14 protein-coding genes are annotated in these 14,096 nt (G+C 67.5%); 4 read left to right on the top strand and 10 right to left on the bottom strand.

Annotated features, from left to right (window positions below):
* The first annotated feature begins 93 nt into the window (after positions 1 to 93).
* On the top strand, positions 94 to 993 hold the full coding sequence (locus GPX89_RS07005; protein WP_328601581.1) for an RNA polymerase sigma-70 factor: 900 nt from the start codon (positions 94 to 96) through the stop codon (positions 991 to 993).
* Positions 994 to 1,056: 63 nt separating this feature from the next.
* Complete coding sequence (locus tag GPX89_RS07010; protein ID WP_157355806.1) at positions 1,057 to 1,797, top strand: SDR family NAD(P)-dependent oxidoreductase; 741 nt, start codon at positions 1,057 to 1,059, stop codon at positions 1,795 to 1,797.
* A gap of 57 nt (positions 1,798 to 1,854) precedes the next feature.
* Here GPX89_RS07010 and GPX89_RS07015 read toward each other — a convergent pair whose 3' ends face one another.
* The 9 genes from GPX89_RS07015 to GPX89_RS07055 form a co-directional block, all read right to left on the bottom strand.
* The gene (locus GPX89_RS07015) at positions 1,855 to 3,069 is read right to left on the bottom strand and encodes a L,D-transpeptidase (RefSeq protein ID WP_157355807.1); all 1,215 of its coding nucleotides are present in this window, start codon (positions 3,067 to 3,069) and stop codon (positions 1,855 to 1,857) included.
* Positions 3,070 to 3,230: 161 nt separating this feature from the next.
* Positions 3,231 to 4,184: a metallophosphoesterase family protein gene (locus GPX89_RS07020; protein WP_157355808.1), complete on the bottom strand. Its 954-nt coding sequence runs from the start codon at positions 4,182 to 4,184 to the stop codon at positions 3,231 to 3,233.
* Entirely contained in the window at positions 4,181 to 4,672 is a 492-nt protein-coding gene (locus tag GPX89_RS07025; RefSeq protein WP_235946681.1) for a cupredoxin domain-containing protein, read from the bottom strand. The genes GPX89_RS07020 and GPX89_RS07025 overlap by 4 nt, the downstream gene beginning before the upstream one ends.
* A gap of 115 nt (positions 4,673 to 4,787) precedes the next feature.
* A complete protein-coding gene (locus GPX89_RS07030; RefSeq protein WP_328601582.1) occupies positions 4,788 to 5,486 on the bottom strand; it encodes a Rieske (2Fe-2S) protein in 699 nt (232 codons plus the stop codon).
* Positions 5,483 to 6,055, bottom strand: coding sequence for an RNA polymerase sigma factor (locus GPX89_RS07035; RefSeq protein WP_157355809.1), 573 nt, complete (start codon positions 6,053 to 6,055; stop codon positions 5,483 to 5,485). The genes GPX89_RS07030 and GPX89_RS07035 overlap by 4 nt, the downstream gene beginning before the upstream one ends.
* A gap of 104 nt (positions 6,056 to 6,159) precedes the next feature.
* The gene (locus tag GPX89_RS07040; RefSeq protein WP_157355810.1) at positions 6,160 to 7,311 is read right to left on the bottom strand and encodes a TDT family transporter; all 1,152 of its coding nucleotides are present in this window, start codon (positions 7,309 to 7,311) and stop codon (positions 6,160 to 6,162) included.
* 106 nt (positions 7,312 to 7,417) lie between these two features.
* Positions 7,418 to 8,380, bottom strand: coding sequence for an alpha/beta fold hydrolase (locus GPX89_RS07045; RefSeq protein ID WP_157355811.1), 963 nt, complete (start codon positions 8,378 to 8,380; stop codon positions 7,418 to 7,420).
* 99 nt (positions 8,381 to 8,479) lie between these two features.
* Positions 8,480 to 9,052 carry a DJ-1/PfpI family protein gene (locus tag GPX89_RS07050; protein WP_157355812.1) on the bottom strand — a complete coding sequence of 191 codons (573 nt, stop codon included), beginning with the start codon at positions 9,050 to 9,052 and terminating at the stop codon, positions 8,480 to 8,482.
* A 56-nt stretch (positions 9,053 to 9,108) separates the two neighbouring features.
* Positions 9,109 to 10,548: an ABC1 kinase family protein gene (locus tag GPX89_RS07055; protein ID WP_157355813.1), complete on the bottom strand. Its 1,440-nt coding sequence runs from the start codon at positions 10,546 to 10,548 to the stop codon at positions 9,109 to 9,111.
* 172 nt (positions 10,549 to 10,720) lie between these two features.
* Here GPX89_RS07055 and GPX89_RS07060 point away from each other — a divergent pair, with 172 nt between their 5' ends.
* Complete coding sequence (locus GPX89_RS07060) at positions 10,721 to 11,497, top strand: GntR family transcriptional regulator (protein WP_157355814.1); 777 nt, start codon at positions 10,721 to 10,723, stop codon at positions 11,495 to 11,497.
* A 44-nt stretch (positions 11,498 to 11,541) separates the two neighbouring features.
* On the opposite strand, the gene GPX89_RS07065 is transcribed toward GPX89_RS07060, so the two are convergent.
* A complete protein-coding gene (locus GPX89_RS07065) occupies positions 11,542 to 12,594 on the bottom strand; it encodes a LacI family DNA-binding transcriptional regulator (RefSeq protein WP_198347283.1) in 1,053 nt (350 codons plus the stop codon).
* Between the two features lie 142 nt (positions 12,595 to 12,736).
* Between GPX89_RS07065 and GPX89_RS07070 the strand changes: the two genes are divergently transcribed.
* Positions 12,737 to 14,095 (top strand): MFS transporter, encoded by a 1,359-nt coding sequence (locus GPX89_RS07070; protein WP_198347284.1) that lies wholly within the window; start codon positions 12,737 to 12,739, stop codon positions 14,093 to 14,095.
* Position 14,096 lies beyond the last annotated feature (1 nt).

Genomic DNA, 14,096 nt, shown 5'->3' on the forward strand with positions numbered 1-14,096 from the left:
TGATTGTGGTTCAGTGGATCCGGATATCTCTCAGCTCAGCACTGGCGGAAACCGCAGTCAACCGAGCCGAGGAGCGAGTGAACGGGAGTGTCGGTGGAGGTGCACGCCGAAGGGCGCGATGCGGTGAGCGCGTTCGCGGAGTATCGGAAACTGCTGTTCACGGTGGCCTACGAGATGCTCGGGTCGGCCGCCGACGCCGAGGACGTGGTGCAGGAGACCTGGTTGCGGTGGTCGACGGTCGATCTCGCCACGGTGCAGGACGCGCGCGCCTATCTCGTGCGGATCGTCAGCCGTCAGGCGTTGAACCGGTTGCGGACACTGGGGCGGCGCAAGGAGACCTACGTCGGGCCCTGGTTGCCGGAACCCCTGTTGACCGCACCGGATGTGGCCGAGGATGTCGAGCTGGCCGACCGGGTCTCCACGGCAATGCTTTTGGTGCTCGAAACCCTCGCGCCGACAGAGCGGGCGGTCTTCGTGCTGCGGGAGGTGTTCGACCTGGGATACGACGAGATCGCGGCGGCGGTCGACAAGACTCCGGCGGCCGTGCGCCAGATCGCGCATCGGGCGCGGCAGCATGTCGAGGCCCGCCGTCCGCGGTCCGTGGCCACCGCCGCCCAGACGCGGGCCGCGGCCGAATCGTTCCGGCGCGCACTCGAAACCGGCGATCTGCAGGGCCTGCTGGACGTGCTCGCACCCGAGGTGGTGCTGACCGGCGACGGCGGCGGCATCAAACAGGCCGCGCTGCGCCCGATCACCGGCGCGGACAAGGTGGTTCGTTTCATTCTCGGCGGATCCGCGAAGAACCGGGCCCTGCTCACCATCGACGAGATCTCGATCAACGGCCGCCCGGCGCTGGTCTTCCGGCTCGACGGCGAGATCGACGGCGTCATGACCTTCGATGTCGAGGGCGAGCGCATCCACGCCCTGAACTTCGTCCGCAACCCGCACAAGCTGACGCGCGTCGAATCCGAAACCGCGCTCGCGCTGCGCTGATTCGCGCGATGTGAGGCCGGTCACCCACTGTCACAGGCGGTGACCGGGCGGGGTCTTGTGGGCATGACGAACACAGCACAGACAGCCCTCATCACCGGAGCCAACAAGGGACTCGGCCTCGAAGCGGCCCGGCGGCTCGGGGAACAAGGCTGGACGGTCTTCCTCGGCTCGCGCGACGAAGCCAGGGGACAGACGGCCGCGGACAAGCTGACGGCCGAGGGAATGACCGTGATCATGGTTCCCCTCGACGTGACCTCCGACGAATCGGTCACCGCCGCAGCACGCCTGGTCGGCGAGCACACCGATCGGCTCGACGTCCTGATCAACAATGCCGGTGCGCCGGGCGGGGCCGTCCCGCCCGCCGACGCGACCGTCGCCGACCTCCACGCCGTCTACGACACCAACGTCTACGGCCCGGTCCGCGTCACCCACGCATTCCTGCCGCTGCTGCAAGCCGCCGAGAATCCGCGCGTGGTGATGGTCTCCAGCGCGGCCGGCTCGTTCGCCGTCATCACCGACCCCGACCAGCCGGTCTCGAAAATGCACGAGCTGGCCTACAGCTCGTCGAAGGCGGCGCTGAACATGATCACCGTCCGCTACGCCCAGGCGCTGCCGCACATCAAGTTCAATGTCGCCACCCCCGGCGAGGTCGCCAATCGTAAGTTCGCCGCCACCGATATGAACCATCACACCGGTCAGCTGACCGTGACCGAGGGCACCGATTCGATCCTGCGCCTGGCCACCCTGGACGCCGACGGCCCGTCGGGCATCTTCATCGACCGCCTCGGGCCCGTCGCCTGGTGACCCCGAAAACACGCTGGGCCGCAACCGAAGTCGCGGCCCAGGGTTCGAGTGCTACCGCTAGGCGCTACCGGCCACCCACTGATCCCAGCTGAGCGTCCAGTCGCCGTTCTGCCACACCTCGAGCGGCGCGCCGCCGGTGTTGTGCACCTCCACCACGTCGCCGGGGTTCGCGAAGTTGAAGAACCACTGCGCGTTCTCGGCATTGAGATTGAGGCAGCCGTGCGAGGTGTCGGTATTGCCCTGCGCCCACACCGTGGAATCCAGTTCGTGCAGGTAGATGCCGTCGGTGCTGATGCGGGTGGCCCAGCTGATGGCCTCCTTGTAGCCCAGCCGCGAATTCACCGGCAGGCCGTAGGTCGAGGAGTCCATGATCACCGGATTGGCCTTGTCCATGACCGTGTAGGTCCCGGGCATGGTCCAGAACGTGAATGTCTTGCCGGCGATGGTCTCGCTGCCGCCGCGCCCCATGGAGGTGGGCATGGTGCGGATCAGCTGACCGTTCTCGAACACCTGCACCTGATGGGTGTTGTCGTCGGCGATCGACACGTGCGAGGGCCCGATCACGAAGTTGGCCTTCGAGTCCTCCTGGCCGAAGAGCCCGTTGCCGACCTCGACGCCGTAGATGTTGGCCGCCACGCTCACCTTGGTGCCGGTCTTCCAGTACTCCTTGGGCCGCCAGTGCGCATTGCGGTTGTCCATCCAGTACCAGGCCCCGTCCACCGGCGGATCCGTGGTGACCACCAGCCGCTTCTGCGCCGCGGCCCGGTCGGTGATGTCCTCGTCGAAGTGCGCGACGATGACCATGCCCACGCCGTAGCTGTTGCCGTCGACGATGGCCTGCCCGCCGGTGGTGTTCAGGTACACCTTGGTCTGGTTCTTGGGTGCGATGGTCGTGAAGGTGGAGGTGACCGGACCCGTGGGACCGGTCACCTCCATACCGGACGCCTTCAGCGTGTAGGTCCGGCTGTAGCCCAGTTGATCGTTGGGCTTCCACGCCGTCTTGTCCGGCGTGAAGGTGCCCGGGATGACCTTGCCGTCCTCATTGGTGAGGCTGACGTCGGTCAGCACGCCGCTGGTGGTGCTCACCTCGACCGGGGCGGACGGATCCACCTTGTCCGTGCCCTGTGCCGGGGTGAGGGTGATGGACTGCGCGGCCGGGGTCCGCGGACCCACCTTCCCGCTCGGGAGATTGGACGAGCAGGCCGCCAGTATCAGTACCAGCGCGATCAACGCGCTCGCTGCGGCGTTCGCCCGAAAACGGCGGGGTGGCATGGCTTCCCTCCTGTAATCGCCGTGCGCCGCACTGCTGCACAGCATCTTCTTACTGCCCAGCGTAGTAGATTACCCTGCGTTTTCGATCTTCCAGACCCAGGTCATGCTGTCGAAATGACAACGATGTGAGACACACACCGCGACATGCCGATCGGCTGTTGTCATTTCAGCGTTTGTTCTTTGATAGCGAGCTGCTGTTGACCCTTTTGATACGTGACTTCGCGAATCCCCAGGGCCTCGTGCAACTTGCCCGCGGGCAGCGTCACCGGCTTGGGTGCGGGCCCGTCGCCGGGTTTGGGCAGGGGATAGGCGGTGGTGGTGCCGCTGTAGAAGGTGACATTGCCCTCGGTCTTCGTGAACAGTTGGTGCACATGGCCGTTGAGGCAGGTCACCGACGAGAAGCGCTTCATGTAACTGAGCGCTTGGGTGGCATCGTCTGTGCCCCAGCCCCATTGGGGGTACATGGCGAACAGCGGGATGTGGCTGAACACGATGATCGGTGTGTCGCTGGACAATCCGGCCACGTCCTTCTGGACGAAGTCGAGCTGGTCCTGTCCGAGATGTCCGAGATCCTTGAGGTTCAAGGTGTTGACCAGTCCGATCACGTGCACGCCCGCGATGTCGAAGCTGTACCAGCCGTCACCGCGCGTGCCGTTACCGAAGACCGACCGGTATCGCGAGCCGCCGTCGTCACTCGAATCGTGTTCTCCCGGAACGGTGAACACGTGCGGCGTCTTGAACCCCTGCATCATCTGCTTGACCTGATCGAACTGCTCCTGGGTCGCCAGATGCGTGAGATCGCCGGTGTGAATGATGAAGTCGGGTTCGTACCCCAGCGAATTCACCTGGGAGACGGCCTCGGCGAAGGTGTCGGTCACGCTGGTGTTCGCCGTGCCGGTGAAGCCGATATGACTGTCACTGACCTGCGCGAACCGCAGCGTGGGCCGCTCGGGCGCGGCCGCGGCGGTGCCCGCCACGTGCGAGACCACCTCCCCGCCGACCACCGCCAGGCCCACCGCCGCCCCGAACCACGCGCTGTGGCGCATGAGCTGGCGGCGGGTCATCTGCTGCGGATCGTGCGAGGCTTCGTCGTCGAAGCGGTCGTACGTGCTCATTGCGTCACCACCACGGTCGCGTGCATGAACGGATGAATCGAGCAGACATAGGCGAAGCTGCCCGCCTTGGTGAAGGTGAAGGTGTACGTCGCGTTGTTGCCCAGCGTCGGCGAACGGAACGCGCCGTCGGTGGCGACCACCGTGTGCGGTTCCTCGTCCTTGTTGGTCCAGGTGACCGTGGTGCCGACCTTGACGGTCAGCGAGCTGGGCCCGAAGGCGAAATTGTCGATGTTGACAGCATTCGGGCCGGCCGGTGCCGCCGCGGCGGCGGACGAGCTCGGCATGGACATGCCGGGCATACCGGTCGGCCCGCTGCCGTCCGGCGCCATGCCGGGCGTTGCGGTGCCGGAAGCGAAGGTGATTCCGGGGGCGGCGTTGTCAGGGGCTTTGCCGCCGCCGTTGGAGCTGCACGCACTGGCCGTCAGCAGGGATGCCGCGGCGATCGTGACGGCGACGGCCATGCGCCGCCGGCTGCGGGTAGGTCTCATGAGGGTCCGGGCCTCCATCCGGGATGGGTCCGTTCGCTGCTGCGAACCGGTCATCCATAGATAGGGGCGGGGGTTACACGAGGCGGAAACCGCTGTGCGCGTGCGCTATCGAGTTCTAGGCGGGTTCGGTGGGCGCGTAAACCTCGATGGTGCCGTTGTTTTCGCGGACCTGGACGGTGGGCAGTGGCGCGGGCGCCACCTTCAGTTGATGTGTGACCACCTCGCCCTCGATCGAGAAGGAGGTGGAGTGGCACGGGCAGCGCAGCCGTTCGGCGGGCGCGTCCAGCCACAGCTTGCAGCCCTGATGCGTGCAGACGCCGGAAACCGCGACCGGATTCCCCTTGTCGCGGCGCACGAATCCGTTCACCGTGCCCACATCGAAGGCGATCGTCGACCCCTCGGCCAGATCCGTGGACCGCGCGATCGGCAGCCACGCACCGGTATTCGGCGACAGCGGCTGCTGCTGCGCGGCCGGCGGGGAGGCCGGTTGCCCGGAACCGATGAGGGTGCGGTCCACCACCGCGCCGACCGTCGCGGCCGCCGCGGCGGCAGAGGTGCCGATCAGCAGATTGCGGCGGCGGTAGCCGGTGCCGTGGCGTGCGTCCGGTTCGGGCTCCTCGTCCATCTCGGCGGCCAGCTTGCGCTGCAGGCTGCTCAGGAAGTCCTCGCTGGGGGCGTCGCTGCCCATGCGCGCGGCGCGCAGCTCGATGGCCGTGCGCATCTCCTCGGCCTCGACGTCGTCGGGCCGGAAGCCCGTGGACTTCTTTCCGGCCAATAGTTCGTCGACGAACCGCCGCACTTCCCGCCCGCTCACCGTGCACCTCCCTCGTTCAGCTGGGACGCCATCTGCAACGCCCGATGCTGCAACACTTTCGCATTGGCCACCGTCACACCCATGCTCTGCGCCGCCTCCTTGACCGAAAGGCCCTGCAGGAAGCGCAGTTCCAGAATGGCCCGGTAGCGGTCCGGCAGTTCGGCCAGCACCGCCTTGGCGCGACCCTCGGCCCCGGAGTCCGGGAGCTGCTCCGGCGGATCGTCGGCGATATCGCCCTCGATCGCGGTGATCTCCCGGCCCATGCGCGCCTTCCAGTGCGCGGCCAGCACCGTGCGCGCGGTGGCGCGCAGGTAGGCCCGCACCTCGGGGGCGCTGGCGGTGATGCGCAGCGGTTTGAGCGCTGCCATGAACACCTCGGCGGTCAGATCCTCGGCGTCGGGCTTATTGCCGACCTTGCCGAACATCAACGCGTACACCCAGGTGACATTGTCGCGGTACACCGCTTCCCAACTGGCGTAGCTGTCACCGGCCACCAGCCGCAACTCCCGACCCGAGCTCGTACTCGTGGCAGGCCGCGTCCGGCGCTCGGATTCCGCTCCTCGCACCATGAACCGCTGCTTTCCGTCTGCACCGCCGACGCGTGTTCACGCCTGTCAGTAGATAGCGAACGGGGTTACAGCGCGGACGTTTCGGCGGTTTCGGGCACGGTGTGTCACTTCTGGTGGACGGGACGGAGCAGGTTCCCGCGGATCACGCCGTGCACGGTCCTGGCGGCGACCACGGCCCAGGCGGCGACCAGCAGGGCGTAGAGGGCCACCGCGGTGATGGCGAACAGATCGGCGCCGGTGTGCTGGAACAGGGCGGTGCTGCCGGTGACACAGCAGCCGACGGGGAAGGTGAAGCCCCACCAGGTCAGGTTGAACGGCATCGACTCGCGGGCGTGCCAGGTGACCGCGACGGCCAGCGCCAGCCACAGCATGGCGAATCCCCAGGTGGGAATCCCGAACAGCAGCGAGAACACCTGCATCCCGGCGGCTTCGCTCTTGTTCAGCACGGTGGGGGCGACATTGGCCAGCGATCCGGCCGCGGTGACGCCCTGCCCCAGCGGACCCAGCACCAGCCACACGGTGGCGACCATCCCGACCGGAGGCAGACCGTGGTGCAGCAGCCGTGACCAGATCAGGGTGGTGGTGACGAAGGCGGCGATCAGGCTCAGCCCGAACATGGCCAGGCAGGCCACGAACATGGTCAGCCGAGCTTGCCCGGCGGGGGTGTAAGGCACCAGCAGAGCACCCAGGGCAGCCGACACCATGGGCGGCACCACCGGCATCAGCCAGCCACCGAAAGCCGAATCGGGATCGAAGTTGTGCCGGGTGATCATCCGGTAGGGAATGCCGGCCGCGGTCAGCAAACCGATCACGGTGCCGACCGACCACAACACCCAATCGACAGTCAGTGCGGCGGTCAGCCCGATGACGTCCTTGCCGAGCATCAGGGTTCCCGCCCCCACGGTCAGCAACGCCATGGGCAGCGCCCCATAGAACTGCATCATGACCGGATGCATCCCGTGTCCCCGTGCCTCCTCGGGATACCGCCGCCAATGCATCACCCACGCCCCGACCAACACGATCAGAATCACCGAGGCCAACCCCCACACCCCGGTGGCGACGCCTCGCAGCCCGGGAAATCGCACGGGCAGGGTGGCGGCCGCATTGGCGATGATCCCGGTCCCCATCACCACGGCGAACCAGTTGGGAGCCAGATGCCGCAGCGGCTCCCGCCCCTCACCCCGCGCCGCCGCGGTTTTGCTCACGCGGACGGCAACAGGGGCATCGGCACTTCTGCGGAAGGTCATCGTGGTCATGCATCAACCCTCGCCGACCAGCGTTTCCCCCGGTAGAACCCATAATCCAATGGATCCATAGACCGGTTCTATGTCCCTGCTCGATCGGCGAGCGGACGGTAGCCGGCTACTGGGCGATGAATTTGCGGAGGCTGGCGAGAACGTAGTCGGTGTTCTCGTCGAGGACCCAGTGGTCCGCGCCGGGGACGACATCGGTGGTCACGTTGGTCGCGACCCGGCCCATCATGGTGCCGACGCCGGCGCCGATGCTGTCCTGCCCACCGAGGCCCAGCACCGGAACGGCCAGTTTGCCGTCCTTGGCGATCATGGCGTCGATCGCCTTGTCGCCGGTCGGCTTCTGGCGGTAGTACTCGAGTCCAGCATGCGTGCGCCCCGGCTTGCTGAAGGCCGCGATGTAGGCGTCGCTCTCCGCTTTGTCGATCGCGCCGCCCTTCGCCTCCTTGTAGAACGAGCCGTAGAAGGCGGATTCCTTACCGGCGATCAACTGTTCGGCGAGTTGGTCTTTGGCTCCGAGCGCCATCCAGTCGAACCAGAGGTAATCGGGCTTCTCGAGCGCGAACTTCCCGTAGTCACTGCTCGGCGCGGCCTCCATGATCGCCAAATGCCCCAGATCCGAACGGTATTCGTCCGCGTAGGCCAGTCCGATCTCCCCGCCCCAGTCGTGCGCGAACAAATCGAACTTCCCCAGATTCAACTTCTGCGCGACCGCATGCACATCGGTGGCGACATTCAGCGCCTGATAGCCCTCGTCCGACTTGGCGAACCCGGAATCCCCCATCCCGCGCAGATCGATCGCCACTACCGTGTGATCCCTCGCCAGGTCCGGAGCCAACTTCGACCAGGCCCGCCACGTTTCCGGCCAGCCGTGCAGCAATACGATCCCGGGTCCCTGCCCGCCGACCACGTAATGCACACTCACGCCATCGTTGTCGACGGTGCCGTCATGAAACCCGGGCAAGGGCTCCGCCGCGGCCGACTGCGACGACGAACACCCAGTAGCCAGCGTGGCCGCCATGCCCAGCGCGGCGGCGAGCGGTACGAGTCTTCCCAGAAACGCGTTGAAGCGCATAGTTTTCGAACCTCTGTCCAGTGACTGCCGTAGTGGAGACCCCTGTCACGATCCCCGTACCGCTGGCAACTCACTGGCAGTGCCGTCGACGCGGTTCGGCTACTCCGCTGGTGCCGGTGGGGCGGCCTTGCGGAGGACTTCGAGGAAGGCTCGCATCCACTGGGGGTGGTCGGGCCAGGCTCGGCCGGTGACGAGGTTGCCGTCGATGTGGTCGGGGCTGTCGATCCAGGTCGCGCCGGCGGCAACGACATCCGGTTCCAGGGCGGGGTAGCTGCTGGAGGTGCGGTCGCGGAGGACGCCCGCGGCGGCGAGGATGAGAGGGCCGTGGCAGAGGGCACCGATCGGCTTGTCGGATTCGGCGAAGTGCTGGACTATGCGGCGGCAGTCCTGGTCCGTGCGCAGGTATTCCGGGGCTCGGCCGCCGGGGATGATCAAGGCCGCGTACCGGGTCGGGTCGACCTCGGTGAAGGCGAGGTCGGAAGGCCAGGTGCGGCCGAGTTTTTCGGTGTAGGTGTCGAAGCCCTCGGTGAAGTCGTGGACCACGAATTGGAGTTGTTTGCGGGTGGGGGCCGCGATGTCGACCTCGTAGCCCTCTTCCAGCAGGCGCTGGTAGGGGTACATGACCTCGAGGTCTTCGGCGGCGTCACCGGTGATCAAGAGCACCTTCGTCATGGCGCACCTCCCAGGAAATCGTATCGGGATGGGCTGTGCGCCAAGGCGGTTTCGGGTCAGCCGACGATGGAGGCCCGGCGATCCGGGGGGACCGCGCGCAGGTGGCGGACCACCGCCAGGTCCGGGGGCTGGGCGTGGCTTGCGTCGTAGCGTTCGAAGACCGCGGCCAGTTCCGGTGACCAGCGGGCGAATTCGGCGCGAATGGGCCCTTCGGTCTCGAGCTGGCACACCACACCCAGCGCGGTCAGGAAGCAGCGGGCGAAGGGGGTGAAGTAGGCGGGCATGTCGAGCTGGCGGTGCACGTTCGACAGCCGGGGAGCCAGGACCGAGCGGACGTGGCCGCGCAGCCAGGCGGTGGTGAGATGGAAGGTGGGCACGGTGAGCGGTTCGCCGACGGTGTCCAGGCCCTCGGCCAGCGCCGCCACGTCGTAGCTGCGCCCGGGCCGCACGAACCCGTGCCGCCGCACCGCGGCGTCCAATTCCGGTATGCCCCCGTTGAACGCGGCATCCATCAGCTCGCCCACCAGATCCTCGAACCCCGGGGGCGGCCAGGGCGTGCAGGCCCCGAAATCCACCACGCCCAGCCGCCCGTCGGGGAGCACCCGGAAATTGCCCGGGTGCGGATCGCAGTACAGCAGCCCGGTGCGCGACCAGGTGGACAGCAGGAATCGGATGATGAGCATGCCGACTCGACTGCGCTCCTCGGGCGCGCCCGATTCGATGATGCGGGAAACCGGTGTGCCGGTGAGCCATTCGGTGACGATCAGGTCCCCGCGCTGGATGAGCACGTCGGGCACCACGAAGTCGGGGTCGCCGGCGTAGGCGGCGGCGAAGCGGCGCTGGTGGGCGGCCTCGGCGGCGTAGTCGAGCTCCTCGGCGACGCAGGTGCACACGGCCTCGGTCAGCGCGGGCACGTCGGCGCCGGGCGCGAACACGGTGGCCAGCACCGAGATCCGCCGCAGCTGTTCGAGATCGGCGAGCACCGCCTGGTGCGCGCCCGGATACATCACCTTGACCGCGACCTGGCGGCCATCGCGCCATACCGCGCGATGCACCTGCCCGATCGAGGCGGCCGCCGCGCGCCGGTCGTCGAATTCGGTGAAGTGCCGCCGCCAGTTCTCGCCCAAGCCCGCGGCCATGGCCTCGTGCACGGTAGCGGGCAGCATGGTCGGCGCCGCATCCTGCAGCTGGGCCAATGCGGTCCGATAGGGGGAGGCGATCTCCGACGGTAGCGCGAGTTCGTAGAGCGAGAGCAGCTGCCCGAGTTTGGTGGCGCAGCCCTTCAATTCGCCGAGCACCTCGAAAATGTGCTGGGCGGTGCGCATTTGAATGTCGCGGTTGACCTCGGCGGCCGAGCGCCCCAGCGCCCGCTTGCCGACCCCGGCGGCCTGGCGGCCGGCGAATGCGACTGGGAGACTGGCGATTCTGGCATTGCGGGCCGCGGCGCGCACCGGCGGCTTGCCCCCGTCGCCCCCACCGATTCGCCGAATCGCCATTGCTCACCTCATCGTGTGCGCGGCAGACACACCCAGAACGTCTCCCTCCCGAGGATACGTGACGACCGTCATGCCGATTTCGGCCGCCAGCCTGGGCGTATGCACGTGCAGTTTCGCACAGGAAAGTCTAAACTGTCTGGGACGTATCCGAAAGTTGTCGAAAGGTGACAGGATGGGTGCCCAGACGGTCGTCGCCGATGTCGCGGACGAGCTCGCTCGCCGCGTCGCGACCGGGGAGTACGCGCCCGGCGATCTGATGCCGTCGGTCCGCCAGGTCGCCGACGAGTTCGATATGAACCGGGCCACCGCGCAATTGGTGCTGGGCCGCCTCGAGTCCTACGGCTTCGTGGACGCCCATCGGGGTCGCGGATTCACGGTCCGCGATGTGCGCAGCGCGGGCGGCGTGGACGTGTATCGGCGACTGTTCCGGTTGTCCATGCCCGCGCCCGAGGTGGCGGCGGAGATGTTCGGCAATATCGTGGCGGCCGAGCGGTCGATCGTGCTGGAGGCGTTGCTCGATTACACCGGCGCCGAGCGCGGCATCGACGCGGCGGTGCTGACCGCGGCGGTCGACGAACTCGAAACCTGCGCCCGCGGCGCCGAACCCGATCACGCCCGCATGCTCGAGCTCGAGGTGGCCCTGGTGCGCCTGGTGCTCACCGATCTCGGCCACACCATGCAGCGCGCGGTGCTGAACTCGGTGGGGGAGATGCTGTTCGAGGTGCCCGAGGCGGTGGAGGCGTACTTCGCGGTCTCCGCCGATCTGCACGTGCTGGTGTGGCGGGCGCTGCTGGCGGTCTGGGAGTCCGAGGGCGGTCCCTCGCCGGCGCAGCTGGCCTTGTTCGAGGACCTGTTCGCCATGTACCACGAGAAGGTGCTGGCCCGATTCGACGAATTGCTCGGTCTCGACGCCGGTTCCGAGGAGCAGCCGCACAGCGCGACGGCCTGAAGTCGGCTGGGTCACATGCCGATCGACGATCTGTCTCAGGCAATTTAGGTTCGGGCGTCTCTTGTCTTTTGGTTTTTCCGGGCGGCGGGTGTGGCCGTGGACTTTCGTACCCGAAGCTCCACCGGGACAACGATGTTCGTCTGTTCGGCCTGCCGTCCGGCGAGGGAGTCGATGAGCAGGGTCGCGGCGTGCTCGCCGATGCTGCGGCGGTCGACGGCGATGGTGGTGAGGGCGGGGGAGAGGGTGGCCGAGGTGGGGAGATCGTCGTGGCCGATGACCGAGATGTCCTCGGGGATGGACAGCCCCAGATCGGCGGCGGCGAGATAGACGGTGTGGGCGATGTAGTCGCTGTTGGTGATGAAGGCGGTCGGGCGGGTGGCGGGGGAGTGCTCGAGGGCGGCGCGGATGGCGGTGCGGGCGGCGTCGGCGGAGAGCTCTGTGGTGACGGTGGCGGCGGTGAACCCCAGTTCGGCGGCGAGACGCCGGAAGTGCTCGAGCCGTTCGGGATCCGGCGACTTGTCGGTGGGCGCCACCACCATGGCCAGGTGCCGGTGTCCCAGCTCGAGCAGGTGCTGGACGGCCAGATCCACCGAGGTCTCCTGGTCGGAGCGAACGCTCATGGTGGACGGCCCGGGTGCTGCCGTGTCCAACAGCACGACAGGGCGTTTGTAGGTCGAGAACCGCTCCCGCGCTTGGTGATCGGTGCCGATGGGTGCGATGGCGAACCCGTCGATGGCGCGGTGCTGGAAGGCGTCGAGCAGATGCGCTTCCCGGGTGGGGTCGTACCGCGAGGAGCCGATCATGACCTCGTAGCCCGCCCGGGCGCAGGTCTCATCGAACCCGTCGATCACATCCAGGAAGTGCGGATTGCGCAGATTGCGGATGAGCAGCCCCAGCACCCGGGTGCGGCTGGTGCGCAGGGCGACCGCCGAAGCGTTGGGTCGATACCCCAGTTCCGTGGCGCGGTCGAGGATTCGGCGCCGCAGCTCCTCCCCGACGCCGGGCCGGCCCGACAGCGCGAGGCTGACCGCGGAGACCGAGACGCCGAGTGAGGCCGCGACATCGCGTTGAGTGATCGGTTCCCGCGCAGCTGGCACGAACGACACCCTAGCGAACACGATCTGAACGCCGATGATCATGGCCTGAACAATCGATGGACTTTGCCGCGATACTCTTCGGCGAGGCGACTACCTCTGCTAAAACGATTGAGTAATCAGCTCCGACCCGGAAGGGAGCATCGTGGCCCGCGATGCCTTCTCAGTTCTCGACTCCGCCGAATTGACCGCCTTCCACCGCAAGGTGACGGTGTTGTCGGCCGCCGGAATGTTCCTCGACGGCTACGACATCACCGTCATCGCGGTGGCGCTGCCGACCGTCACCAAGCAATGGCACATGTCCAGCTTCATGACCGGAGCGGTCTCGGCCGCCGCGGTCATCGGAATGTTCGTGGGCGCACTGGTCTTCGGCCGGCTCACCGACCGGCTGGGCCGCAAGAAGATGTACCTGGTCAACCTGATCGGGTTCGTGGTGCTGGCCCTACTGGCCGCCCTCGCCCAGGACGCCTGGCAGCTGCTGGCCGCCCGCTTCCTGCTCGGCCTCGCGCTCGGCGCGGACTACACCATCTCGACCTCGCTGCTGGCCGAATACGCGCCCGCCCGCCGCCGCGGCACCCTCATGACCCGGCTCGGCGCGACCTGGTTCGTCGGCGCGGCAACGACTTACGTGCTCGCACTGCTGCTGTTGCCGCTGGGCAATGTCATGTGGCGGGTGATGCTGGTGCTGGGCGCGGTGTTCGCGCTGATCGTGCTGTGGATGCGGCGCAGCATTCCCGAGTCGCCGCGCTGGCTGGCCGCGCAGGGACGCGAGGACGAGGCCCGCGCGGTGCTGACCGAGCTGGGCGACACGACCGCGGTGGTAACCGAAACGCCCGCATCCGAGACGGTTTCACCGTGGCGCGCGCTGCTCACCCTGCCGCTGGTGCGGTTCACCTTCTTCTGCTGCGGCTTCTGGTTCATGTACACGATGTCCTATTACGGCATCACGCTCTACACGCCGACCATCCTCGAGCAGGTCACCACCGGCACCCGGGGCACCTACACCGGATCGCTGATCATCGCGCTGGTCGGTGTGGCCGGAGCGGTCGCCGGTGTGCTGCTGGTCGACCGGGTGGGCCGCCGCCCGCTGCTGATCACCGGATTCATCGGCATGTTCCTGGCCCTGACCACGCTCGCCCTGTGGCAGAACCCGGGCCTGACGGGTCTGGTCGTGCTGCTCGGCGCGGCGGTGCTGTTCGCCAACTCCGGGCCCGGGATCGTGAACCTGGTCTACCCGAGCGAGGTCTTCCCGACCCCGGTGCGCGCTACCGCCAATGGCCTGGCCACCGCCGTATCCCGCATCGGCGCGATCATCGGCACCCTGTGGCTGCCCACCCTCATCTCGAAATGGGGCCTGCACCATGTGCTCTGGCTCTTCGTGGGCGCCAGCGTGATCGGTCTGGCGATCGCGGTGGGGTTGGCCCCGGAGACCAAGGGCCGCACCCTCGAGGAGCTCTCCGCGGCCCACACCCGCCGTCCCGAAACCGTGGCGGTGAAGGGCTGAT

The organism is Nocardia terrae (assembly GCF_009760405.1).
Taxonomy (GTDB): domain Bacteria; phylum Actinomycetota; class Actinomycetes; order Mycobacteriales; family Mycobacteriaceae; genus Nocardia; species Nocardia terrae.

Excerpts from the sequence above, each read along its gene's own strand:
- GPX89_RS07045 (WP_157355811.1), bottom strand. The coding sequence starts at position 8,380 with ATGCGCTTCAACGCGTTTCTGGGAAGACTCGTACCGCTCGCCGCCGCG.
- GPX89_RS07015 (WP_157355807.1), bottom strand. The coding sequence starts at position 3,069 with ATGCCACCCCGCCGTTTTCGGGCGAACGCCGCAGCGAGCGCGTTGATC.
- GPX89_RS07020 (WP_157355808.1), bottom strand. The coding sequence starts at position 4,184 with ATGAGCACGTACGACCGCTTCGACGACGAAGCCTCGCACGATCCGCAG.
- GPX89_RS07025 (WP_235946681.1), bottom strand. The coding sequence starts at position 4,672 with ATGAGACCTACCCGCAGCCGGCGGCGCATGGCCGTCGCCGTCACGATC.
- GPX89_RS07050 (WP_157355812.1), bottom strand. The coding sequence starts at position 9,052 with ATGACGAAGGTGCTCTTGATCACCGGTGACGCCGCCGAAGACCTCGAG.
- GPX89_RS07035 (WP_157355809.1), bottom strand. The coding sequence starts at position 6,055 with ATGGTGCGAGGAGCGGAATCCGAGCGCCGGACGCGGCCTGCCACGAGT.
- GPX89_RS07010 (WP_157355806.1), top strand. The coding sequence starts at position 1,057 with ATGACGAACACAGCACAGACAGCCCTCATCACCGGAGCCAACAAGGGA.
- GPX89_RS07040 (WP_157355810.1), bottom strand. The coding sequence starts at position 7,311 with ATGACCACGATGACCTTCCGCAGAAGTGCCGATGCCCCTGTTGCCGTC.
- GPX89_RS07055 (WP_157355813.1), bottom strand. The coding sequence starts at position 10,548 with ATGGCGATTCGGCGAATCGGTGGGGGCGACGGGGGCAAGCCGCCGGTG.
- GPX89_RS07060 (WP_157355814.1), top strand. The coding sequence starts at position 10,721 with ATGGGTGCCCAGACGGTCGTCGCCGATGTCGCGGACGAGCTCGCTCGC.